General features: G+C 34.8%; 17 protein-coding genes. 11 read left to right on the forward strand and 6 right to left on the reverse strand.

Annotation, left to right across the window (positions count from 1 at the left end; translation table 11 throughout):
- The first annotated feature begins 39 nt into the window (after nucleotides 1-39).
- The 3 genes from HNQ00_RS08665 to HNQ00_RS08675 all read left to right on the forward strand — a co-directional run bounded on the left by HNQ00_RS08665 (nucleotide 40) and on the right by HNQ00_RS08675 (nucleotide 2,550).
- A complete protein-coding gene (locus tag HNQ00_RS08665) occupies nucleotides 40-729 on the forward strand; it encodes an SIMPL domain-containing protein (RefSeq protein WP_173837936.1) in 690 nt (229 codons plus the stop codon).
- A gap of 532 nt (nucleotides 730-1,261) precedes the next feature.
- Nucleotides 1,262-1,939 carry a guanitoxin biosynthesis heme-dependent pre-guanitoxin N-hydroxylase GntA gene (gene gntA / locus HNQ00_RS08670; RefSeq protein ID WP_173837937.1) on the forward strand — a complete coding sequence of 226 codons (678 nt, stop codon included), beginning with the start codon at nucleotides 1,262-1,264 and terminating at the stop codon, nucleotides 1,937-1,939.
- A 2-nt stretch (nucleotides 1,940-1,941) separates the two neighbouring features.
- Nucleotides 1,942-2,550 carry a DUF1989 domain-containing protein gene (locus HNQ00_RS08675; protein ID WP_254598468.1) on the forward strand — a complete coding sequence of 203 codons (609 nt, stop codon included), beginning with the start codon at nucleotides 1,942-1,944 and terminating at the stop codon, nucleotides 2,548-2,550.
- Nucleotides 2,551-2,658: 108 nt separating this feature from the next.
- Here HNQ00_RS08675 and HNQ00_RS08680 read toward each other — a convergent pair whose 3' ends face one another.
- The 6 genes from HNQ00_RS08680 to HNQ00_RS08705 all read right to left on the reverse strand — a co-directional run bounded on the left by HNQ00_RS08680 (nucleotide 2,659) and on the right by HNQ00_RS08705 (nucleotide 12,033).
- Nucleotides 2,659-4,077 (reverse strand): efflux transporter outer membrane subunit, encoded by a 1,419-nt coding sequence (locus tag HNQ00_RS08680; protein WP_173837938.1) that lies wholly within the window; start codon nucleotides 4,075-4,077, stop codon nucleotides 2,659-2,661.
- Nucleotides 4,078-4,206: 129 nt separating this feature from the next.
- Complete coding sequence (locus HNQ00_RS08685; protein WP_173837939.1) at nucleotides 4,207-7,365, reverse strand: efflux RND transporter permease subunit; 3,159 nt, start codon at nucleotides 7,363-7,365, stop codon at nucleotides 4,207-4,209.
- Between the two features lie 11 nt (nucleotides 7,366-7,376).
- Nucleotides 7,377-8,522, reverse strand: coding sequence for an efflux RND transporter periplasmic adaptor subunit (locus HNQ00_RS08690; protein ID WP_173837940.1), 1,146 nt, complete (start codon nucleotides 8,520-8,522; stop codon nucleotides 7,377-7,379).
- A gap of 262 nt (nucleotides 8,523-8,784) precedes the next feature.
- Nucleotides 8,785-9,378, reverse strand: coding sequence for a TetR/AcrR family transcriptional regulator (locus HNQ00_RS08695; RefSeq protein WP_173837941.1), 594 nt, complete (start codon nucleotides 9,376-9,378; stop codon nucleotides 8,785-8,787).
- A gap of 475 nt (nucleotides 9,379-9,853) precedes the next feature.
- On the reverse strand, nucleotides 9,854-11,365 hold the full coding sequence (locus tag HNQ00_RS08700; protein ID WP_173837942.1) for a DEAD/DEAH box helicase: 1,512 nt from the start codon (nucleotides 11,363-11,365) through the stop codon (nucleotides 9,854-9,856).
- Between the two features lie 278 nt (nucleotides 11,366-11,643).
- Nucleotides 11,644-12,033, reverse strand: coding sequence for a hypothetical protein (locus HNQ00_RS08705; RefSeq protein WP_173837943.1), 390 nt, complete (start codon nucleotides 12,031-12,033; stop codon nucleotides 11,644-11,646).
- Nucleotides 12,034-12,781: 748 nt separating this feature from the next.
- Here HNQ00_RS08705 and HNQ00_RS08710 point away from each other — a divergent pair.
- The 8 genes from HNQ00_RS08710 (at nucleotide 12,782) to HNQ00_RS08745 (ending at nucleotide 22,941) form a co-directional block, all read left to right on the forward strand.
- Nucleotides 12,782-15,919 (forward strand): SusC/RagA family TonB-linked outer membrane protein, encoded by a 3,138-nt coding sequence (locus HNQ00_RS08710; RefSeq protein WP_173837944.1) that lies wholly within the window; start codon nucleotides 12,782-12,784, stop codon nucleotides 15,917-15,919.
- A gap of 11 nt (nucleotides 15,920-15,930) precedes the next feature.
- The gene (locus HNQ00_RS08715) at nucleotides 15,931-17,760 is read left to right on the forward strand and encodes a RagB/SusD family nutrient uptake outer membrane protein (RefSeq protein ID WP_173837945.1); all 1,830 of its coding nucleotides are present in this window, start codon (nucleotides 15,931-15,933) and stop codon (nucleotides 17,758-17,760) included.
- Nucleotides 17,761-17,770: 10 nt separating this feature from the next.
- A complete protein-coding gene (locus HNQ00_RS08720; RefSeq protein WP_173837946.1) occupies nucleotides 17,771-18,256 on the forward strand; it encodes a hypothetical protein in 486 nt (161 codons plus the stop codon).
- 352 nt (nucleotides 18,257-18,608) lie between these two features.
- Nucleotides 18,609-19,472, forward strand: a complete 864-nt coding sequence (locus HNQ00_RS08725) for an AraC family transcriptional regulator (RefSeq protein WP_173837947.1) — start codon at nucleotides 18,609-18,611, stop codon at nucleotides 19,470-19,472.
- Between the two features lie 282 nt (nucleotides 19,473-19,754).
- Nucleotides 19,755-20,753, forward strand: a complete 999-nt coding sequence (locus tag HNQ00_RS08730) for a family 16 glycosylhydrolase (protein WP_173837948.1) — start codon at nucleotides 19,755-19,757, stop codon at nucleotides 20,751-20,753.
- Nucleotides 20,754-20,781: 28 nt separating this feature from the next.
- Complete coding sequence (locus HNQ00_RS08735; RefSeq protein WP_173837949.1) at nucleotides 20,782-21,135, forward strand: hypothetical protein; 354 nt, start codon at nucleotides 20,782-20,784, stop codon at nucleotides 21,133-21,135.
- 192 nt (nucleotides 21,136-21,327) lie between these two features.
- Nucleotides 21,328-22,284, forward strand: a complete 957-nt coding sequence (locus tag HNQ00_RS08740; RefSeq protein WP_173837950.1) for a 2-dehydro-3-deoxygalactonokinase — start codon at nucleotides 21,328-21,330, stop codon at nucleotides 22,282-22,284.
- A gap of 12 nt (nucleotides 22,285-22,296) precedes the next feature.
- Nucleotides 22,297-22,941 carry a bifunctional 4-hydroxy-2-oxoglutarate aldolase/2-dehydro-3-deoxy-phosphogluconate aldolase gene (locus HNQ00_RS08745; RefSeq protein ID WP_173837951.1) on the forward strand — a complete coding sequence of 215 codons (645 nt, stop codon included), beginning with the start codon at nucleotides 22,297-22,299 and terminating at the stop codon, nucleotides 22,939-22,941.
- Nucleotides 22,942-23,077 lie beyond the last annotated feature (136 nt).

The raw sequence follows: 23,077 nt of genomic DNA on the forward strand, positions 1-23,077 counted from the left end.
GCCTTGTAACATAATAATTACAAACAAAAGAAACGAATTATGAAAAAAGCACTAATCATTTTAGCAATGGTTTTTATGGCTCAGTCATACGGCCAGGAAATTAAACAAGTACCACAAATAAGTGTTAATGGTCAAGCCAAAGTAAAAGTGGCACCAGATCAAGCAACAATTACTGCTACAGTTGAGACAAAAGGAAGCAATGCAAAAGACGTTAAAAAAGAAAACGACAAGCAAATTGATGCTGTTTTAAAGTTAATCAAGAAAAATAATATCGCCACTGCAGATTATAGAACGCAGCGCGTAGCTTTGAATCCTCAGTATGATTATGCTAAGAAGAAAACCAATTATAATGCGACACAAACAATCGAAATCATTGTAAGGAACTTAAATCAATATGATGAATTGATGGAAGGATTAGTTTCTGAAGGTGTGAATCGAATAGACAATGTTGTTTTTCAATCTTCTAATATGGCTAAGTACGAATCTGAAGCTAGACAATTAGCGATGAAAGATGCGAAGATGAAAGCAGAAGATTATGTATCTGTTCTTGGACAGAAACTAGGGCGTGCAATGACAATTTCGGACAATTCACAAAGCTATTCGCCACAACCTGTTTATGCTCGCATGATGAAAGCAGAAATGAGTGACTCAGCTACACCTAGAGAAACACTTGCTGCGGGTGAAATCGAAATTTCGGCTAATGTAAGTGTTAATTTCATTCTCGAATAAAACACATAGTACTTTAATATGTATGCTAAAATCTGCTTATTCTCAACATAGAGAGTAAGCAGATTTTTTTATACAGTAGTATGTAAGCAATGCTTTTCACTGTTTTAGATTGTATTTATTGCATTATTTGCAGTTTAAAGTGGGTTCTTTTAATAATACAAAACCTAAGTATAATTCTGTAACATTGGCAGCGGGTAGAATTTATAATCTTATAAAACAGAAAAGGAACAAAATTTACTGAATTATAGCATTGCTTTTAAAATGGTTCATTCGATAAAAAATAAAACCTTAATGAAAGAAATAATTGACCTGATGCTTGTTGAAACGAAGAACACGGGTAGGCAGGTTGTTGAAGCAGCTGTAACGGCGCATGTGCTTTCCACCCGTTCGTGCATGCAGTAGTGCCTACGTCTTTAATTATAAAGATCAGTTGCCCAACGATGATAGAAGCATCGGTCAATTTTTTTATAAAATAAGCTTTTCTGATAATAAAATGTAAAGTGAAAATTAGCTATTATTAAAAGATACTGACATGAATACAGCAATCGTTGATACTACCGAAGTGGGAACAATAGAACAGGAATTTAAGGATTTTATCATCAATAAAAATCATCCCTGCCTAATGGCAAATACGGTTTTTAGAATGGATAAATACCATTTAAAAGTTTACGATGATATCACAAATGATGAAGTAATCGAACCCATATTAAATGATATAGCTGACTATTTAGAAAGCTATGATTTTGAATCGAATGTTTTTGAATCTTTAATCATCAGTTTTAAGGATAATAATTTTAAAACAGAACTTGCTTTTGAAAATGCCTTATGGCAATTTTTACAAAAGTTGCATGATCAAGACCACACTGAGTGGGATCCTAATGTGAGCCAAGACCCTAATGACCCTACCTTTAGTTTTAGTATAAAAGGAAAAGCATTTTACATTGTAGGAATGCATCCTAAGAGTTCGAGAATGGCTAGAAGAGCACCTTATTGTACCCTAGTTTTTAATTTGCACTGGCAATTTGAAAAATTACGAGAGATGGGTACGTACCAATCTGTAAAAAAGCGGATTAGATGGAGAGATAAAGCTTTGCAAGGAAGTATTAATCCAGTTTTACAAGATTTTGCCGAAGATAGCGAAACCAAACAATACAGTGGTAGGGAAGTAGACGCTAGCTGGAAATGTCCTTTTCACAATAAAAATAGTTAACAATGGGCAAAGAAATAATAATGAACGAATTCAACTTGATTCCGCCGCAAACTGGTGCAGCATTTGCTTTAAAAAAAGGTGATTTTTTGACCGTTGTTGATCCTCTAGGTAGTCAGGTTAGCGATATGGTGCTGTTTAATTTAGATGACAAAAAAGAGAAATTATCTTCAGGCAAGACCTTAGATTTTGAAGAAAGTATTCTCATAAGTGCAGGAAATTTTTTATGGAGTAATCGCTCTCATAAAATGATGGAAATAGTGGAAGACACCAATGGGCGTAATGATTTTTTATTAGCGCCTTGTAGCCCAGAGACCTTTCAGATTATGTATAATAATCATGAAGAACACCCTAGTTGCCTTAATAATCTTAAAGTCAATCTAGCTGCTTACGATATTGAGCTAGACGACATACCTACTGCTTTCAATATATTTATGAATGTGCAGTTTGACGATAAAGGAAAGATTAGTGTTTTGCCTCCCACATCCACTGCAGGTGATTACGTAAAGTTTAAAGCAGAAATGGACCTGATTGTTTGCTTAACTGCTTGCTCTGCCGAGGATAGTAATGGCGGTACTTTTAAGCCTATTCATTATATGGTTTCCCAAATGTAAACTAGGATTACACGAGATCTACATTCGAGAAAAAAAAGAGAATTACGCATAAAAAAAGCCGGTATGTTATTGATTTAACGTACCGGCTTTTATTTTTCTAGCGTTGTATTATTGCCATCCGCCGCCTAAGGCTTTGTACAATTCTGTATTATTACTTAGCTGTTCTCTCTCTAAATTTGCTAGTTCGAGTTCTGCTTGCAACACATTTGCTTGCGCAGTTAAAACTTCTAAATAGTCAGCCATACCATTTTTAAACAACAAGGTAGCATTGAAGGTTGCTTTGTTTAATATCGTCACTCGCTGTTGTAAGAAAGCAATTTGATCTTGCAATTTCTCTAATTTTACCATGGCATCTGCCACTTCGCTTACTGCTATTAAAACTGTTTGTCTAAATTGAATTACGGCTTTCTCACGTTCTATTTTAGCAATATTATAATTGGTTCTCAGCTTTTTATTATTAAAAATAGGCTGTGCAAGACCACCTAAAGCAGTTCCGAATAACGAAGCCGGCATTGTAAACCAATTTGAAAGTTCGAACGAATTCAAGCCCGCTTGCGCAGTAATTTTCAATGAAGGATATAAGTTGGCTTTATTGATTCCCACTCTAGCATTTGCGATTTGTAAAGCCAGCTCAGCACTATGTACATCAGGACGTTTTTGTACTAAAGAAGAAGGAAAACCTATTGCTAGACTATCTTTGATCTTCATGCTCTTGATTGATGCACTTCTTTCTTTCGAATTAGGAAATTCTCCGGTCAAAACACTTAGAGCATTCTCTTGAATAGCGATATTTTGTTCTAATTTGGGAACTAGCTGTTGTGCATTCAGTTTCAGTGCTTCTGACTGTTGAATAGCTAGTGAACTTACCATTCCTGAATCATACTGCAACTTAATTATAGTTGTAGTACTGTCGTTAAGCTGCACATTTTTTTTGGCTATAGCCAATTGAGAATCTAACATTAATAAGTTATAGTACCCCTTAGAAACGTCAGCAACTACAGCTGTTTTTACTGCCTTACGTACTTCTTCAGATTGCAGATAAGTAGCAAAAGCTTCTTTGTTTTGACTTTTAATTTTACCCCAAATATCTGCTTCCCATGAAAGTGACAATGATGTAGAGTAGTCGTCAAGGTGCTGTTGCCCTAACGCTTGTCCCAGATTTTTACCCGTAAAACTATTGTCTGATGGATTTGTAGTGCTTCCTGTTACCGCAAGGTCTAAGCGAGGAACATTATTCCATTTAGATTGTGCGTATTTCTTTTGAGCAATATCGATGTTTTTAATGGCGATTTGCAAGTCATTATTTCTAGTGATCGCACTGTCTATAAGGGTGCGTAAAGCAGCATCGGTATAGAAATCTTTCCAACTAATATCAGCAATACTCGAACTATCACTGGTTGTGCTTGCCCCTCTAAAACTTGCTGGAATAGCAGTCGCAGGTAGTGGCGTGTCCTTACTCACAGAGCAGGATATAAATGTGCTAACTGATATTACAGCTAGCACAATTTTTAATTGATTTTTTTTCATTTGAATAGGTATTAGCATTCTGGACAAGAATCTTGTTTGTCTTCTAATTCTTTTGAGATTCTGTATGATAAGTAAGCCATTGCAGCGACTACAGCGACGATTACTGATGTGATATAGTGGTTCATAAAATTATATGTTGTTATTAGTTTCACTTGGATTTCCAGTGAATCTCTCTTGTAAATTTTGGAAAACAATAAAAAGTACCGGTATAATTAATACCCCTAGAATTACTCCAGAGATCATACCTCCTGCAGCACCTATACTTATCGAATGATTGCCTTGTGCTGACGGTCCCGTAGCTCCCATCATAGGAATCAATCCTACAACAAATGCTAGTGAAGTCATGATAATCGGACGGAGACGTAGTTGCGCCGCTTCGATTGTTGCTTCAACTAGTGGTTGTCCCGCTTTTCTACGCTGTAAAGCAAACTCTACAATCAAGATGGCGTTTTTAGCAAGTAAACCTATTAACATTACTAGGGCGACTTGTACATAAATATTGTTTGCAATCCCCGTTAATCCTATCGCTATAAATACTCCAAAAACTCCCACAGGTATAGACAATATAACTGCTAATGGTAGTATGTAACTCTCATATTGTGCTGCTAATAAGAAATAAATAAATATTAAACACAGTAAGAAAATGGTAGCAGATTGACCTCCAGACGAAATCTCCTCTCTAGTTTGACCAGAGAATTCATGCTTATAACCAGTAGGCAATTGTTTTGCCGAAACTTCCTCAATTGCTTTAATGGCATCACCTGAGCTAAATCCAGCGTTAGGAATTGCATTTATCGAAATCGAATTAAACAAGTTGTAACGTGAGGCTGTTTCTGATCCATAAATTCTAGTCAGTTTTACCAATGAATTGATAGGCACCATCTCGCCATTTTTATTTTTAACAAACACACGATCAATAGCAGAAGGATCTGCACGGTCTTCAATATCTGCTTGTACAACTACACGGTAGTATTTACCAAAACGGTTAAAATCTGAGGCTTGAGCACTACCAAAGTAAGCTTGCATTGTTCCCAGAATATCACTCACTTTTACTCCCAGTTGGTCTGCTTTTTCATCATCGATATCCAGTTGTAATTGAGGATAATCTGCTTTGAAACTTGTGAAGGCAACCGCAATCTCTGGGCGCTTCATTAACTCGCCAATAAAGTTTTGAGAAATCCCACTGAATTTATCTAGTTTTCCACCTGTTTTATCTTGTAAGACAATATCTAGCGCTTCTACATTACTAAATCCTGGAACGGTAGGGAAACTAAATACGAAGAAACTTCCTCCTGAAATCGCACCTAGTTTGCCACGAACTTCATTCATAATTCCGTCAATATCTTTTGTTGCACCGCGTTCCTCATTTGGTTTCAACAATAAAAATATAATTGCCGAAGACGGACTCGTAGAATTTGTTAACAAGTTAAAACCTGAAATAGCAGTTACAAATCGCGAACTCTCGATACCTCTTAATGTAGTTTCGGCATCACCCATAATTTTTTGAGTTCCATTTAGCGATGTTCCTGATGGCGTATTTACGGCAATGGCAATAAAACCTTGATCTTCTGTTGGTATAAAACCTACAGGAGTTGATTTGACCATAATTACTGTAGCAAAAGTGATTAATGCCAATCCGCTTAAACTAACCCACTTATTTTTGATTAAGAAATTCAAACTACCTACATAACGATCCGTTAATTTGTTGAAACTCGTATTGAATCCTGTGAAGAATTTTTCTTTAAAACTAGTCTTGGTAGTTTCATCATGATGCCCATTTTCATTGTGGTTGTCTTTTAGAAACAATGCTGCCAGCGCCGGACTCAAAGTAAGTGCATTTACAGCCGAAATTACAATAGCTATCGCCATAGTAAATGCAAACTGACGGTAGAAAACTCCAGTCGAGCCTTCCATGAAACCTACAGGTAAAAATACTGCAGCCATTACTAAGGTGATCGAAATAATAGCACCTGTGATTTCGTGCATTGCTTCATGCGTAGCCGCTTTAGGCGCTAGTTTTTTGTGTTCCATTTTAGCATGCACTGCCTCAACAACTACAATCGCATCATCGACTACAATACCAATCGCCAAAATCAAGGCAAAAAGTGTCAATAAATTAATTGAGAAACCAAATAATTGCATGAAAAAGAAGGTTCCTAAGATAGCAACAGGAACTGCAATTGCTGGAATTAACGTAGATCTAAAATCTTGTAAGAATAAAAACACCACGATAAATACAAGAATAAAAGCTTCTATTAAGGTATGTTGTACTTGCTCGATAGATTGATCTAGAGAGACCTTTGTGCTATAAAAAATATTGTGTTTAATTCCTGCAGGAAAATCTTTAGAAGCTTTTTCCATTAAGGCATTAATTGCAATCTGGATTTCGTTAGAGTTAGATCCTGCTAATTGAATTACTCCAATTACAGCTCCTTTTTTACCATTCAAACGTGTTAAACTAGTGTAAGAATACGCACCAAGTTCTACTCTCGCAACGTCTTTTAAACGCAAGATAGATCCGTCACCATTAGCTCTTACGGCAATGTTTTGATAATCTTCTGGTTTAGTTAGTTTTCCTTTATATTTGATTACATATTCGAATACTTCCTTACTTCTTTCTCCAAATTTTCCTGGAGCTGCTTCTAAACTTTTGTCTTTTATGGCTGCCATAACCTCAGCAGGTGTAACATTATGCGAGGCCATTTGTGAAGGATTTAACCACACACGCATCGAATAATCTTTGACACCACCAAAAATATTTGCCGAACCTACACCTGGAATACGCTTAATCTCAGGGATAATATTAATTTGAGCGTAGTTAGATACAAATGTTTGGTCGTACTTAGATTCGTCTTCAGTGTACAAACCAATGGCCATTACAAAGCTGTTTTGTTGCTTTGCAGTAATAACACCTTGTTGAACAACCTCACTAGGTAACTGACTTGTTGCTTGTGCAACTCTATTTTGCACATTTACTGCAGCTTGGTCAGCATCTGTTCCTAATTTAAAGAAAACAGTAATAGCTAATGTTCCATCATTACTGGCTGTCGAACTCATGTAGGTCATGTTCTCTACACCATTAATAGACTCTTCAAGTGAGGGTGCTACAGAGCGAAGTACTGTCTCCGCATTTGCTCCTGGGTACACCGCGGTAACAAGTACAGATGGCGGTGCAATATCAGGGAATTGCTGCAATGGCAACTTTGATAATCCTAGTACTCCTAAAATCACTAATAAAATAGAGATTACAGTTGCGAGTACTGGTCTTTGTATAAATATTTTAAACATTTTTCTAGTAATTATTTTTTAATATCTGTTTGTGCAACTTGTTTTACTGCAGTAGTAATTGGTTGAATCACTTGACCTTCTTGTAGTTTGTCGATTCCACTTAAGACGATTTTGTCTCCAGCTTTTAATCCTTCGCTAATTAAATAATTAGTACCGCTTTTGCCTGAAATAGTTAGTGGCATTTTAGTAACTTCATTTTTAGCATTTACAGTAAAAGCAAACACTTTATCCTGCATTTCAATCGTAGCTGATTGCGGAATTAAAATGGCATCATCATGCTGAATTTGCAATCTTATCTTTCCTGTATTTCCTGAGCGAAGAATTCCGTTTGCGTTTGGAAATGTTGCTCTCACGGTAATTGCAGCGGTGTTTTTATCAAACTGACCGTCAATCATATCAACTACACCGGTTTTTTCGTAGACGCTATTGTCAGCAAGAATAAGTTCAACAGCATTAAGGTTTTTCATTTTTTGAGCTAGTGTATTTCCAGCGTAGGTATTCTTGAAATTGATAAAATCACTCTCACTTAATGAAAAATAACCGTACACCTCATGCACATCTGAAAGGGTTGTTAGCGATTCTACATCGGCAGCGTTAACTAAGCTTCCTTGCTTTTTAGGTAACCGACCTATGTATCCACTTACTGGAGCAGAAATTGTCGTGTAACCAAGGTTAATACGAGCAGAAGCTACCATTGCTCTATTTTGCTCAATATTTGCCTGAGCTACTTTTTGCATTGCTTTTGCCGTTTTCAACTGGTAGTCAGAAACCACTTTGTTTTTAACTAATGGATTTAATTTATCCACTTCTATATCAGCATTTATTTGAGCTGCTTCTGCTGCGTGTAAATTAGCAAGAGCATTATTCAATTGTTCTCTGTATGGTCTATCATTGATTTTAAAAAGTGCTTGACCTTTACGAACATAAGCACCTTCATCAACGAGTACTTTATCAAGGTTTCCATTTACTTGAGAGCGAACTTCAACATCTACAGTACCTTGAATTGCTGCGGGGTAAGCAACGGACGTAGTAGTTGATACTGTTTTTAATGTCATAACAGCTAGGGAAGGAGCTGGTGCAGCAGGAGCCTCTGCTTTATTATTACAGCTGCTGATTAAAACAGCAAGAACCATAGTTTTAATAAGGGTATTTTTCATTTTTGAATTTTATTATTTGTTTTCTTATTCTAAATCAATGCAAAATTGATTTTTATTATTTACGTAATTAAATTATCTAACACTGTTAAGTAAAAAGACAAAAGTGTTTGGAGTAAGGTTTAAAATAGTGCTACATAATCATATTAATTTATTTAACAGTGTTAAGTAAGGGTCTAATAGTGTGAATGGCGCTCGCTTTTATAAGAAGCTTGCTATTTAGATTAGATTATCTAAAGGTGTTAAGTTGTTTGTGAAAATTTTTTTATTTGATGGATGTGATAATTCCGCCGATAGCGTCTTTCAAGATTTGGTTATTAATAGATTCAGATACATCGCTTCTATTAATAATATTGATTGCTATTAATCCATGAATAACCGAAAAGAACGTAAAGTATTTCTGTTTGATTTCTTCCTCTGTAGGTGATTTTCCCTTCATAACTTCAGAGATTACCGTAATAAACAGCTGATAAGGTGAATCAGTCACAGTACATTTTTTAGAGCAGCAGCTCACTTGAATTCCGTACATTACCTGATACATCTCTGTATGTGTAAAAGCAAAATTCCAGTAGGCCATCCACATTGCTTCTAATTGATCTTCCGGTGAATCATGTTTAGCTTTAGCTACTTCTAAGTGCTTAGATAATTTCTTAAAACCTTTAAAAGTAAGCTCCTCTAAAATTGATTCTTTGTTCGAAAAATACTCATAGATAATAGGCGCTGTGTACTCAATTCGATCGGCAATTTTTCGCATGCTTAGTCCTTGCCAGCCTTCCTCTTTGACAATCTTGTGGGCTGCCTTGAGAATGCTAGTTCTGGTTTCTTCCTTATGTCTTAAAATTCGATCTTTGCTTGCCATATTATAGTACCCTATTAAATGATTTAACAGTGTTAGGCAAAAGTAATACAATAATTCCTTTTAAGATAAAGCTAGTATTGTTTTTTGTTATTTCCACATCACTTTTATTGATTAAAGGGTAGCATTGAAACTCATATTATTGATTACAAGTTATCTGTACTTTTGAAATTGATTATTAATTTGGACTTTAGTAGTTCGTAAACTGTCATTTGCTACTATCGATAAAAGAATTCAATAGGCTTTTTGCACTTTAAGGGTAAAGCCTTTACGGGATTGTCATCAATAAGAATACGCTGACCAAGATTATACCGATGCTTGTTTGTGTTATCGAATTAAAAACGCGCCCTAACATGTTTGTAGTCATCTAAGCCGTTATTACTAGTATGCTGCCACAGATTAATAGGAATAGAATAAATTTACCTTTTCTTACTAATTATATGCTGCGGCAGCTGTACTCTTAAATGCAATCACGCATTTAATCGGCTGCATGTATTTTAGGATATAGTTTTTTTATCAAGCCTTCTAATCGATTTTGGTAATCTTCCATCAACCAACTTTTATAACTTGTGCTTGCACTATCTAAGCATTTTACATACTGCTTTACGCGCCACTGAACTTCAGGATTTAAGATTGCTGCTAATTCAAGTGCGTGACTTAGGCTTTCGCCATTATCTAAACACATTTTTGCTTGCTGTCTAATTGATTCTTGTATAACCGTTTTATGCTTTTTGTCCATGTCAAGAGCTTCTTGAAAATGACTGTCTATATCAAAAGCCAATTCTAACGTTTTGGGGAAATGGCTTCGCATTTCAGCAGTAATAGCATTCGATTGTGATGAAGTGTTGCCTACCACTTGATAGTGTAATTGCTTAGCAAAGTCGTCTGGGTGTTCAAATATGTATTTCCAGTCTAATGGCGCTTCCCAAGCTCCAAAACGTTGAATATTATTTCCTAAATCGGTGATTCCAAAAGTCTTTTTAGAAGCTAATCTTCTCGCGCCACGTCCTACCATTTGATGGTACAACGTGATGGATGTAGTCGCTCTATTCAAGATAACGTGCTTCACGGTGGGTTCGTCAAAACCAGTAGTCAAAATTGAAACCGAAGTCAGCACTGCATTTTTTGTCTTTTTAAACCATTGCAAGATCTCTTTTCGCTCCTCATCTGCAGTTTTATTGTCTAAGTGTCTCACTGGGATACCAGCAGCCTTAAAGTTTTGTTCCACTTGCTGAGATACGGCAATACCATTATTAAAAATCAGGCTTTTTTTACCATTGGCATTTTCTTTATATGCCTGTAGTAATAGCTCTTGCATGGCTTGAGAACCATAGAGCTCGTTAGATGAGCTTACCGTAAAATCCCCATGTACTCCAGTTTTCAAGGTGTTGAGTTCGATTTCATATTCGTATGACTTTGGCTTAGCCAAAAAACCATTATCAATTAAATTTGCAATGCTTTCACCGGTGATTAAACTATCATAGTAGGTATTCATAGGTTTAGAAACATCTGAACTAAATGGGGTTGCAGTTGCTCCTATTATAAAGGCATTTTTAAATTTCTTTGTCAGTTTTCTAAAAGAGTTGTGGTGCGCTTCATCAATGATAAGCAAGCCAACATTTTTAGTATTGATTTTTTTGTCTTTGATTCTGTTTCTCAATGTTTCTACCATCGCCACATAACAGCTTGCATTGGTCTTAAAATTTTTAGTTTTACTACCAATAATCTTATTTTGCACGGTCAGTTTTTTTAAAGTGCTAGACGTTTGTTTGCACAGTTCGTTGCGGTGCGTTAAGATCATGACCTGTTTGTCGTACTGTGATAAATACTTTCGGGTGATTTCTGAAAATATCATCGTTTTACCACCACCTGTGGGCAATTGATATACTAACTTCTGATTTGGTTTACTTTCTATATTTGTAAATATTGTTTCGATATCTTTCTGCTGATAATCGTAAAACAAGGTCGCGTTTTGAATAGCATTTTTCATAGTCTTAATAATGATAGGCTGCTATTTTGTATTCGAATACAACACTTATATGTGTGCCAAGACCAATTTATATTGATCAAATTTTCGAATACCAACGCAGTCTTTTAGGAATATTTATTTGTTTGGTTTCACAAAATAAAAGTAGACTGTTTGTGCTATCATTATTTTATACAATTCACGGCCATTATTATAGGATTTGGGTGAAATGAACAAGAGTTATTTCAAAATTAACTTTAAGATATGTTTACTATTTATTTGGCTAGTTAGTTATAGTTATTTTATAATTGAATTTTGGGGTCAATTTCTTCTGATTTTTCTAGGCAAATTGTTTCATTCTGAAAGACAATTACTATTCGATTTTGATCCAGGCTTTCCATTAAGAGCTGCACTAATTGCATGATTGCTTCTTGAAGAACCACTTCATCTTTCGGGAATTTAGGATATTGAATAAAATCTAGACTTACAGAGGGTTCCTCTTGACCAAGAAAAATAATTTGGCATAACGTCATTTTGGTACTCAACGCAACATTAAATTCTTTTTTAATTTCTTCTTGAGCTTTACATAATGCCTTTTTAAATGTATTTATAGAAATAAGTTCCTTAGAGTATGACTTGTATAGTCCTACTGTTGCTGTAGCCGTAAATGTTGTTGATGTGATTGTATTCATAATTGAAGTAACTTAAATTTTGTCTGTTAAGCGAGCTATTTTTTTGATTGCGTTATAAGTCTTTTAAAATTGATCTAGTAATAAGGTTTGAAATAATAGCAAACGGTTATAATGCTGTATTCGAGAAATTTTTATTTGAGTGAGTATATTTTTGAACTGCTATATGTTGAATGATGGATTATTCATTGTTTCATTCATACTACTACTACTACTACTACTACTTAAAAGCTACAGTAACTATTTGCAAGATAAAAGTAATTTAATTGTTTTTAACACGGTAAGTGAGAATGTCTATTCATATTGCAATAGTGTTTTAACTAATCAAGAGTACTCCTTAATATATAGGTAAAGATCATTACGGCCGTTTATACATATTTTTCTGCGATCGTAGCCTACAGTTAATTGAAACATTTCTAGATATACTTAGTGATGCACAATCTGTATTATATGTTGAAACGCTAATAAAAGATGCCCAGCAGCCTCTTGAATTATATATTATTAAATTTTCGTTTTGAAATATTTGTTTTAATATAAATTAAAAGATATTTTTTTCCACATATCTTAAAATTATGGTAAAATTTAACAAGTTAAGGGTAATCTTTGTCAGTATGTTTTTAGATAAAGGATATAATTTTACCAAAGTCTTAGAAGGATTGAATAGTCGTATTCAGAACTCCTGATGATAGCAGATCGATATTTTTGAAAATTTGCGGAACCAATTATTCTAACAGAACTTAAACCAAATTAAATGAAAATAAGTATGGACTTAAAATGCAGAAAATTATTGAGCGCTTGTTTGCTCACTTTATTTTTAATTACGGGATCCTTAACTTTTGCTCAGGAGAGTAAAATTGTAGTTGTAGGTGTGGTAACTAGTGCTGAGGACGGTTTACCTGTGCCGGGAGCATCAGTATTGAAAAAAGGAAGTAAATTAGGAGTTATAACTGACTTTGATGGTGTTTTTAAAATAGATGCTCAAATTGGGGATGTTTTAGAAATTAGCTATTTGGGTTTGGTTAAGCAATCTATAATGGTAAAAAGTAAATCTATGAACGTCACCTTAAAAGCAAATGTTGAGGGACTTGACGAAGTAGTAGTAATAGGGTACGGTGCTGTTAAGAAAAAAGAATTAACAGGTGCGGTGGCAACATTGAAAGCAGATGATTTAGCAAAACAAATCACTTCAGATTTGGGTAGCTCACTTCAAGGACAAATTTCAGGAGTAAATGTTGTTACTTCAGGAGAGCCCGGAAGTAGTTCAGAAATATTAATTAGAGGAATAACGTCTATATCAGGTTCAAATACGCCTTTATATGTTGTAGATGGAATACCTCAAGAAGGCGATCCAAGAATCAATCCTAGCGAAATTCAATCTATCGACGTATTAAAAGATGCTTCTTCTGCAGCTATATATGGAACTAGAGGTGCAGCAGGTGTAATTTTAATCACTACTAAAAGAGGTGAAGAAGGACCAATGAAAGTTAGAATAGATGCATCAAAAAGTTTTGAAAGTCTAGGGAGAGGGCAACGATTGCTAAGTTCAGTAGATCAAACGTATTCAGATGTGCTTTTAGCTAGAAATTTAACAGGGAGTTCAGATGATGCTATCAATTTAGCTTACTTGACTAATGCTCCAGACAGGTATCAATATGACAATGATATCTCTAGATTATTATTTACAGATAATGCCAATACTCAAAATTATAACATCAATGTAAGTGGTGGTAGTAAAGACCTTAAGTATTCATTTGTAGGAACTATTTTTGATCGAAAAGGTGTTGTAATAGGTACTGATTATCAAAGATTCAATTCTAGATCAAATGTTAATTATAAGAGAGATAAGTTGACAGTAGATTTAGGTGTAGGTATTGCAAGAGAATATACTGATCGCGGTGCGTCAAATACAATTAGTCAATTATTACGTTACCAACCTACGCAGCCCGTATTAGCGGCAAGCGGGAACTCATTAGATCTTTTTGGTGGAGACGATTTTAATACAAATGTTTCATTAATTCAAAGTTTAAATTCTAAAGATCAAACAAGATTAAATAAATCCTTTACTAACGTATCTGTAAATTATGATATTTTAAAATCATTATCTATCACTACTAGAGCAGGAATCACAGATACTTATACTACTAGAAAAAGATTCAGACCATCACAATCTACTTTTGATGTTCAAAGAGGATTAGAAGTTGTTCAGCCTAGTTTTATTAGACAAGATGCTTCTAGAAATACAGCTATTACTTGGGATGCAGCCCTTAATTATAAAGCGCAATTATTCGAAAATCATAATTTTACTTTAACGACTGCTGTTTCAGGTGAAAAATATGTGAATGAAGAATTTGGCGTTACAAAAGACAATGTTCAAGATAACGATATTCCGGTATTAAATACTGCAACAGGTAATGCATCTGCTACGTCAGGATTTGATTATACTACAAGATTATTTGGTATGCTTGCCAGAGTACAATATGATTACAAAGGGCGTTATTTAATAAGTTCAAGTGTGCGTAGAGATGGATCATCGCGATTTGCAAAACAAAATCGCTTCGGAATTTTCCCTAGTGTTTCAGCCGCTTGGAATGTATCTGATGAAGCGTTTTTTAAATCAATGCTATCTGTTGTAAACAACCTGAAATTAAGAGTGAGTAACGGTACCGTAGGAAATCAAAATTTTCAAGATTACTTCTACAGTACTTCTATTTATAGAGATCATGTATACGCTTTTGGTGATGGTAATGCGTCTAATGGTACTATTCAAACAACAATAGGGAACAGTGATGTAAAATGGGAAAGTTCGACTCAAAGAAACATAGGTGTTGATATTGGGTTGTTTAAAAATAAGGTAAGTGTTACTGCAGAGTATTATAGAACTGATAAAAAGGATATGTTGTTTAACTTGACTGTTCCGCCTAGTGTAGGTCTTGATGATTCTTCTTCAGGTTTTGGAGCGCCTAACTCTATTAGAAATTTAAATAACAACAATCAGGTCGTTTTAAACATTGGTAATATGACAAACAGCGGATACGAACTAGCAATAGGGTACCGTGACAATATTGGTAAGTTAAAATTTAAAATGAACGGGACATTCACAACAAACCAAAACAAAGTGACTAAAATTGCTGATGGTTTTGATGGTCCTATCTTAACTAATGATACAGGTATTGTACCAGGAGGTAATGCTAGTACAAGCCAGATTACTGCTATTGCAAAAGGATATGAAGCAGGTGCTTACTTTGTTTTTGCTACAGATGGTATCGCTAACACACCTGAGAAACTAGCTGAATTTCAAAAAATTAGACCTTCGGCCAAAATGGGAGATTTAATTTATAAAGATGTTGATGGAGATGGTGTTTTTCAATCAGTAGGAGATCGTGTATATGCAGGAAGCGGATTGCCAAAATACGAGTTGGGTTATAATGTAAGCTTTGATTATAATAATTTTGATTTGTACGTAAATATGTATGCTGCAATAGGTCACGAAATTGTAAATGGGGCTAGAGCAACAGCAGTAGGTTTTGGAAGAAGTAGCGAAATCTTAAATTCGTATTCAGATGTCAATCCTAATGGAACATTGCCGGCTTACAGAGGAATTTTCTCGGCACACCCAAATTACCAACCAAACACTGATTTGTTCATTGAAGATGGTTCTTACTTAAGAATAAGAAACATAACATTAGGGTATAACGTGCCTACAAAAATAGCATCATCAATAGGATTCGAAAAATTACGTTTCTTCTTCACAGGACAAAACTTATTCACTTTTACAAAGTACACGGGGTATAACCCAGAGGTAGGAGGGAATGTAAGTTCAAGAGGTTTAGACAAGGGAAGTTACCCTATGACTAAGATGTATGTAGCTGGTTTACAATTTAATTTTTAATGTATCTGATTATGAAAAAATCTATAAATAAATATATTGCGCTTATTTTTACTGCTGGACTTATCGTTTCTTGCAGTCCCGATTTAAATGAAACAAACCCTAATTTTACTGATGCAAGCAGCTTCTGGAAAGATCTAGACGATACTAACTCTGGACTTACAGCAGCCTATGCCACATTACTATCTCCGTACACATTTAATTTACGTGAAGAAATGGTAAGGTCAGATATGGGGTATTTTTCTAATGTACGTCCTACGCCATTTGCTTCTAATGATTTAGCTTATACTTTTTGGTTTCAAAATTATACTAACAATAATCAGTCGATAGACCGCCACTGGGCAGCTTGTTATAGAGGAGTTTTTAGAGCTAATCAAGTTATTGAAGCTTTAGAAAAAATCAAAGCACAAGTAACAGATACTGATAAATGGACGTATCAAATGGCGCAAGCTCGATTCTTGAGAGGGTTGTTTCATTTTTACCTGCATACTTCATTTAATGAAGGTCGTGTGGTTATTGAAGATCATACGCCTATAACTAACGAAGACTTTTTTAAAACAGTGTCTAGCTCTGCTGATGTGATTGCTTTTTTTCGAAAAGACTTAATGTACGCTTATGATAATTTGCCTGCAACCCCTACAGCTGAGAAAGCAAGAGCCTCAAAAGCAGCTGCAGCGACCGTTTTAGGAATGAGTCATTTGTATCAAGGAGAAAACGACTTAGCGATTCCTTACTTTAAAAATGTAATTGACAATCCAGCATATAAGCTATTCGGACTTACAGCAAGTCAGGATCCTATTACCATGTTTTACACAGCTAACGAATTCAATAGTGAATCTATTTTTGAAGTGAACTTTGATGGTAATTTCAGACCAGAACTTGGATTATTTGACGAAGAAAGCACTACAACCCGTAACGCTTTTTTAAGCTTCTCTCAAAATTTACTTTTTAGCGCTCCAGCTTGGGTAGCTTATGCTTACAAATCAGAGCCTATGGATGTAAAAGATGTTAGAAATCACAAAGGGGGTGCATTATCTAATCCATTGCGATCAGTTCCTTTGAGAGCATCGGCTATGGTGATTTTACCAGATGATTTAGATACACCTACTTATGGACAACCAGCAGCGATAGATGTGCTTACAGCAGGATTAACATTATCTGCAGCAAATCCTACTGCGCAAGCGAGAGTATTTGCCTATTATAAAAAGTATTTGAATGTAGATATTTATACAGGAGAATCTGGAAATCCACTTGGTGCTCAAAAATCTTCTAAAAACTTTATTGTTCACCGTTTGTCTGAAGTGTATTTAATGCAAGCAGAGTGCTTGATAAAAACAGGCGATGTTAATGGAGCGCTTGCTTTGATCAATAAAGTGAGAGCGAGATGGGGACTAGTATTATTAGGTACTTCTGGAGAATTTAGTGGGGCACGCACGTATAACGGAGTATCGTACACTGCAAAAACATTGTTAGACCAACTTATGTTTGTAGACAAAGCATTAGAAACTGCTGCAGAAGGGCATGCTACCCGTTTTGCTGATTTACGTAGATGGGGAATTTTAAAAAATCGTTTTGATGATCTTGCTACTAAGACTTTCTATTTAAATGATTTTACATATCAAAAAACTACAAACCCTAACATAGGAACTCCTAATACTAAATTTAAAGCAATAGTAGTAGACGATGTGGCAAAGGTGATCGTTAGGCCTTCTAATGACAACTTAGCAAATCATACTGTACCAAACGAATTTACTATTCCTGCACAAAATTTCCAAGTGGGTGTGAGCGAGTATTTGCCGTTACCTAGTAATGAAGTAGGAAGAAATCCTAACCTAAATAATTAATATATCTAAGATGAAAAATAAAATAGTATTCAGCATGTTGTTTTTAGGAGCGCTACTTACAGGGTGTTCAAATGATTCTGTTACTGAGGCTCCAAATTATTCTGATGTAACTTGGTATGCTAGTACACCGCTTAAAACGACTGAAAATGCGGTTATAGGTGTAGGAAAAGCAATTTCGATATTTGATTTATCGCAAGGTGCACTATCTCATGAGTGGAAAATTTCTGAAGGTAGCAACTTTTTAAAAACAGGTTTTAAAAATGGGGATGGTACTGGAATACCACCAGATCTTACTGCTTTTATTGATGCAGATAAAGGTCTAATGACAACTGATAAAACGGTTTACATCTTGTACCCCACGGTAGGTAGGTACACGATTACTTTAAAAAATACGTTCAAGGATAAGGTGATCTATAAAGGAGATCCAGAAGTAGAATCGGTTTTAGTTGATGGTGTTTGGGTGTTTGAACAAACATTTACTGTGACTGTAATTTAAAACGAAGTCATTTATAAAAAATATAAATGGTAGGTAGGTGACCATTTATTGTAAAAGACATTAGATCATTAGTATCTAATGTCTTTTTTTTGTTTTTATAATGAACAGCTTAATTAATAAGGAGCATCACACTGCCTATAATTGATTTTATTGAATTGTAAGGTCTTAAATGATGATATGGAATTTTTGTTAAGCAGTTTTTCCGTGATTCATTAATTTATAGTTATATAATTGTTATCTTCGTAATGTTAATCATGCATAATTTAATTAAATATTGTTCATGATGAGGTAATTTTAATTAGGTAATAGTAAAATATTATCTCTAACTACAACTATCTATAATTTCACTGCTATGAAACTTGTTTTAAAAAATCCCGAAAATTTTGTAGGTCAAAAAATTAGTATTTTTAAAAAGGAAGTACCTTGTTTAGATACAGCCTGGCATTATCATGCAGAATTTGAATTAATATACATATCAAGAAGCTCAGGTATTCGTTTTGTAGGAGACAGTGTGGCTCATTTTTCTGCCGGAGATTTAGTCTTAGTGGGTTCTTACTTACCACACTTGTGGCGCAATGAGGAAACCTATTATGAGTCAGAGGGGAATTTAATGGTCGAAACAATCATCATGAAATTTACCAGCAATTTCATGGGTACAGACACCTTTGACAATCCTGAATTTAATAGTATTAAAAACTTACTGGAGCAATCTAAATTTGGCGTTAGTTTTAGTGCCGCAATTGCTAACCAATTAAATGTTGAACTCATGGATATTACGGCTGTTTCACCGGCAGAACAATCGATGAGTCTTTTAAATATTTTATACCGCTTGTCTTTAACAAGTCCCGAAGATAGAATTGTATTATCATCAAGTGATATGAGGCAATTTTCTACTGAAAGTCCTGATCGTTTGGATAGTGTAATAAGATACATCTCTGAAAATTATAGGTCAGATATTACTTTAAGCGACGTGGCTAACATTGCTTGCATGACTACTAACTCCTTTTGTCGTTTTTTTAAGAAGATGACTAATAAGTCTTTTACTGAATTTTTAAACGAAATTAGAATACGAAATGCTTCTCGAATGCTTATTCAAGAAAGTACCCCTATTTCAGAAGTTTGTTATAATGTAGGCTATAAATCAATTCCCAATTTCAATAAACAGTTCAAAGCTATTATGGGTGAAACACCTAAGGGCTATCGCTATAACTTATAGCAGTCCATTTAATAGAAACCTTTCAATGCTGTAAAGCGACTTTTCTCAAAAAAGCATAGTTTTTTTAATTTAAAAAGGCACTGTCTAGGCGGTAGTTTATCGCATGCCTATGGTTCTACATGCACTACTTGTAGTAACAGGTAAAATAACGCTGTTATAAGGTAATTTTTGACTGTATATTACTAGTGTTTATTCGTTTTTTTACATAGTTGCAGACTGTGAATTGATGAAATATCTATGATATAAGTTTGTCTATGAATCCATAATATAAAAGTATTTTAAATGATGATTACTACTAGAAATACTTCTGTTTTTTGCACAGCAGTACTGTCTTTATTTTTTGTAAAATGTGTAAGCCAGAACAATATCAATGAAACAAGTGGTAAAGCATTACTGCCGTTATCTGACCCTACAAATAAAGGGCAATGGATCTTAAATACCACTGTTAGTGATGAGTTTGATGCTCCTATATTAGATGAGAATAAATGGTATGTCGTAGGGAAATTTAAAGATGGAAAACCAGAGTATAAACATCCTGACTTACCTAATAAGAAGGTATGGATAGGTCGTGCTCCTTCTCAATTTTCTGGAAATAATTACCGCTTAGAGAATGGCAAACTAATCTTAGAGACTAAATGGGAACCTGACTTCCCCTTCAGTAAAGACTTAGATAAACCATGGGGGAAAGATAACACCAGAAGCAAATTTGAAAATCTTACAACCGCCTGTCTTATTGGGAGAAAATTTTTTCAATACGGCTATATGGAGATTAAAAGCAAAGCTGCTGATGCTGAGATTACCAGTGCTTTCTGGGCGATGGGTCAGGGTTTAGAGGTAGATATGTTTGAACATTTTGGAGATCACAGGCAGCCGAGTAAGTTAGCATTAGATAAAGAATTATGGTGGTCTATTCATGACTGGACTGTCAAAGGAAATAATAGTGTCTACACAGAGCATCATATTTTAGATTTTAGAGTAGCTGATGCTTTTCATACTTATGGTGTAGAGTGGGATCAAAACGGTATTAAATATTATATAGACGGGAAATTATTCACCGAAGCTTCGAAGGAAAAAATAGATTCGTGGGCGATTAGTATAGGATTCCAAAAAGGATATGTTGCAACAAAACCAATTTCGATATGGTTAGATCAAGAAACTTTTCCTTGGCATGGTGTTCCCGATAGTAAAGAAGACTTAGAATTAAATAGTCCCGATGGTAAAAAAGAGGACGGTATCGTAGACTTCGAAATTGAATACGTGCGTGTTTGGCAAAAAAAATAACTGAATAACAAATTATAAAAAATCAAAAATGAAAAACATTGCATTACTACTGTTGTTACTAGTTTCCTTTTCTTCGGTAAAGGCTCAAAACAAAACACAAGAAAAAAAGATCAACTATTTCGTTGAGGCGGCAGCTACCACCTTTAGTCTAGATGCTAGTAAAACGAAAGAATTGCTTGATGCTCGAAACGTGTATGTGACTAAATTCATGTCCATAAACAAAGAGGGGAAAGCGGGAACTTTATCTGTAGCTGATAAAAGAGCACAATTAAATGAGGTAAACAATGATTTTAACGCAGCATTTTACAGCATTACTGGAAAAACGGCAGCCGAATCTAAGCCATTTTTTGATCGAATGCGTAACGAGTTAAAAGGAGTATAAGCAATAGTTTGTCGGGATTTTGTGAAAAATAAGTCGGTTTTGTATGTTTTACATCACCGACTTTTACGTTCATAATACAAGCTAGAGTCTTGATTCTTTAATTAGGGTAAAAAAGAAGTAGGTTCAGGTAATCTCTAAAATCAAATAATAGAGGCGTTCAGCTATATTTGTTTAGAACAAAAATGAAGTAAAATGGCCAATATAAAAACTTTTGTAAGTGTTGATTGGGGAACTACAAACCTACGTTTAAGGTTGGTAGCAGTTCCAAGTTTGGAAATAATTGAAGAAGTAGTCTCTTCAAAAGGGATTAAAACTATTTATAATGAATGGTTGGACTTTGGCGGTGATAAAGAAACCTACTTTTTGAATTTCTTAAAAAATCAATTGGCTCTTTTTTCAAATCAAATCACTTCAGATGTGGCTATCGTTATTTCTGGAATGGCTTCATCTAGCATTGGATTAAGGGAATTACCTTATGCAAACTTGCCTTTTAAAACAGATGGTAAATCACTTTTTATCGAACAAATAAATTCAGATATCATCCCAAATACAATACACTTAATTTCGGGTGTAAAGTCACAGTCAGATGTTATAAGAGGGGAAGAAGTCGAAATTATAGGTTTAGTAAATGAGCAAGACAAGAAGCAATCGATTGTTTTTGTAACTCCTGGAACGCACAGCAAGCATGTGGTATGTGTAAATGGTGAGATAATCAATTTTTTCACTTTTATGACAGGAGAAATTTTTAGCGTAATCGCAGAGCATACTATTTTGAAAGCTTCGCTAGAACGAACAGATTATAATACAGCAGTTTTAAGCGCATTTGAACAAGGTGTTGCTAAGGCTATGGAAGGAAAATCACTCTTGAATACGCTTTTTACTATTCGAACAAATACGTTGTTCAAAGAAAAATCGAATGTAGAAAATTACTATTACCTCAGTGGCTTACTAATTGGTGAGGAACTGCAAAGTTTACGCCAATTAGATTGTGACTCGATAAAATTATGCGCTGGAGGAAAATTGTTTGAACTGTACCACAAAGCGATTTGTGTGCTAGGCTTAGAGTCAAAAACAGAAATTATAGAAGCCCATTTAGTAGATCTTTCAGTAGTAAAAGGGCAATGGAATATTTTAAAAAACAAACTTTAAAAACACTTGATTATGGGAACAAATTATAAACCAGAACTTTTTGAGCAAATGCCCGTTGTGGGGATTATCCGCAATGTATCATTAGAAACAATTGAAGAAATATTACCTTATTATAAAAAAGCAGGCTTGACGACACTAGAGATCACGATGAACTCTGATAATGTTTGTGCCATTATTAAAGCGGTAGCTGCAAATCATCCAGAGATAAATGTGGGTGCAGGAACAGTTTGCACCATGGATGATCTAATGCAAGCTCTAGAGGCAGGCGCAACATTTATTGTCACTCCAATAATGGACGTAGCTGTAATGAAGTATTGTAATGAAAATAACATTCCTATATTTCCTGGTGCTTTCACTCCTCTAGAGATTTATAAAGCAAACAAGCTAGGCGCTACGGCAGTTAAAATTTTTCCAGCTACGCAAATGGGGCCTGGCTATGTAAAAGATATTTTGGGGCCATTAGACACCATAAAATTACTACCCACAGGAGGTGTAGATGTTAATAATATTCAGTCGTTTTTTCAAGCTGGCGCTATAGGTGTGGGTATGGGCGGCTCTTTATTCGATAAAAAATTAATTGAAGCTAAAAATTATGAGTTGCTTTATCAGCATTTCAAAGCTATTTGCGATGCAGTAAATACTGCTAGAGCAAAGTAAATTTAACTACTGATTCTATGATGATCTTGCTAATTTTAGAATTAATGCTAGATCCTTATCAGGAAGTATTTTAGTAATTAAAGAATTGAATTATTAGTTTATTAGTAATTAATCCCGATGGAATTTCCTTCGGGAT

Source organism: Flavobacterium aeripolare, from assembly GCF_013294025.1.
Classification (GTDB): domain Bacteria; phylum Bacteroidota; class Bacteroidia; order Flavobacteriales; family Flavobacteriaceae; genus Flavobacterium.

What these genes read in the sequence shown, in the direction of transcription:
- HNQ00_RS08730 (WP_173837948.1), top strand. Translation starts at nt 19,755, where the DNA reads ATGATGATTACTACTAGAAATACTTCTGTTTTTTGCACAGCAGTACTG.
- HNQ00_RS08740 (WP_173837950.1), top strand. Translation starts at nt 21,328, where the DNA reads ATGGCCAATATAAAAACTTTTGTAAGTGTTGATTGGGGAACTACAAAC.
- HNQ00_RS08720 (WP_173837946.1), top strand. Translation starts at nt 17,771, where the DNA reads ATGAAAAATAAAATAGTATTCAGCATGTTGTTTTTAGGAGCGCTACTT.
- HNQ00_RS08710 (WP_173837944.1), top strand. Translation starts at nt 12,782, where the DNA reads ATGAAAATAAGTATGGACTTAAAATGCAGAAAATTATTGAGCGCTTGT.
- HNQ00_RS08690 (WP_173837940.1), bottom strand. Translation starts at nt 8,522, where the DNA reads ATGAAAAATACCCTTATTAAAACTATGGTTCTTGCTGTTTTAATCAGC.
- HNQ00_RS08715 (WP_173837945.1), top strand. Translation starts at nt 15,931, where the DNA reads ATGAAAAAATCTATAAATAAATATATTGCGCTTATTTTTACTGCTGGA.
- HNQ00_RS08685 (WP_173837939.1), bottom strand. Translation starts at nt 7,365, where the DNA reads ATGTTTAAAATATTTATACAAAGACCAGTACTCGCAACTGTAATCTCT.
- HNQ00_RS08725 (WP_173837947.1), top strand. Translation starts at nt 18,609, where the DNA reads ATGAAACTTGTTTTAAAAAATCCCGAAAATTTTGTAGGTCAAAAAATT.
- HNQ00_RS08680 (WP_173837938.1), bottom strand. Translation starts at nt 4,077, where the DNA reads ATGAAAAAAAATCAATTAAAAATTGTGCTAGCTGTAATATCAGTTAGC.
- HNQ00_RS08705 (WP_173837943.1), bottom strand. Translation starts at nt 12,033, where the DNA reads ATGAATACAATCACATCAACAACATTTACGGCTACAGCAACAGTAGGA.
- HNQ00_RS08665 (WP_173837936.1), top strand. Translation starts at nt 40, where the DNA reads ATGAAAAAAGCACTAATCATTTTAGCAATGGTTTTTATGGCTCAGTCA.
- HNQ00_RS08675 (WP_254598468.1), top strand. Translation starts at nt 1,942, where the DNA reads ATGGGCAAAGAAATAATAATGAACGAATTCAACTTGATTCCGCCGCAA.
- HNQ00_RS08700 (WP_173837942.1), bottom strand. Translation starts at nt 11,365, where the DNA reads ATGAAAAATGCTATTCAAAACGCGACCTTGTTTTACGATTATCAGCAG.
- gntA (WP_173837937.1), top strand. Translation starts at nt 1,262, where the DNA reads ATGAATACAGCAATCGTTGATACTACCGAAGTGGGAACAATAGAACAG.
- HNQ00_RS08735 (WP_173837949.1), top strand. Translation starts at nt 20,782, where the DNA reads ATGAAAAACATTGCATTACTACTGTTGTTACTAGTTTCCTTTTCTTCG.
- HNQ00_RS08745 (WP_173837951.1), top strand. Translation starts at nt 22,297, where the DNA reads ATGGGAACAAATTATAAACCAGAACTTTTTGAGCAAATGCCCGTTGTG.
- HNQ00_RS08695 (WP_173837941.1), bottom strand. Translation starts at nt 9,378, where the DNA reads ATGGCAAGCAAAGATCGAATTTTAAGACATAAGGAAGAAACCAGAACT.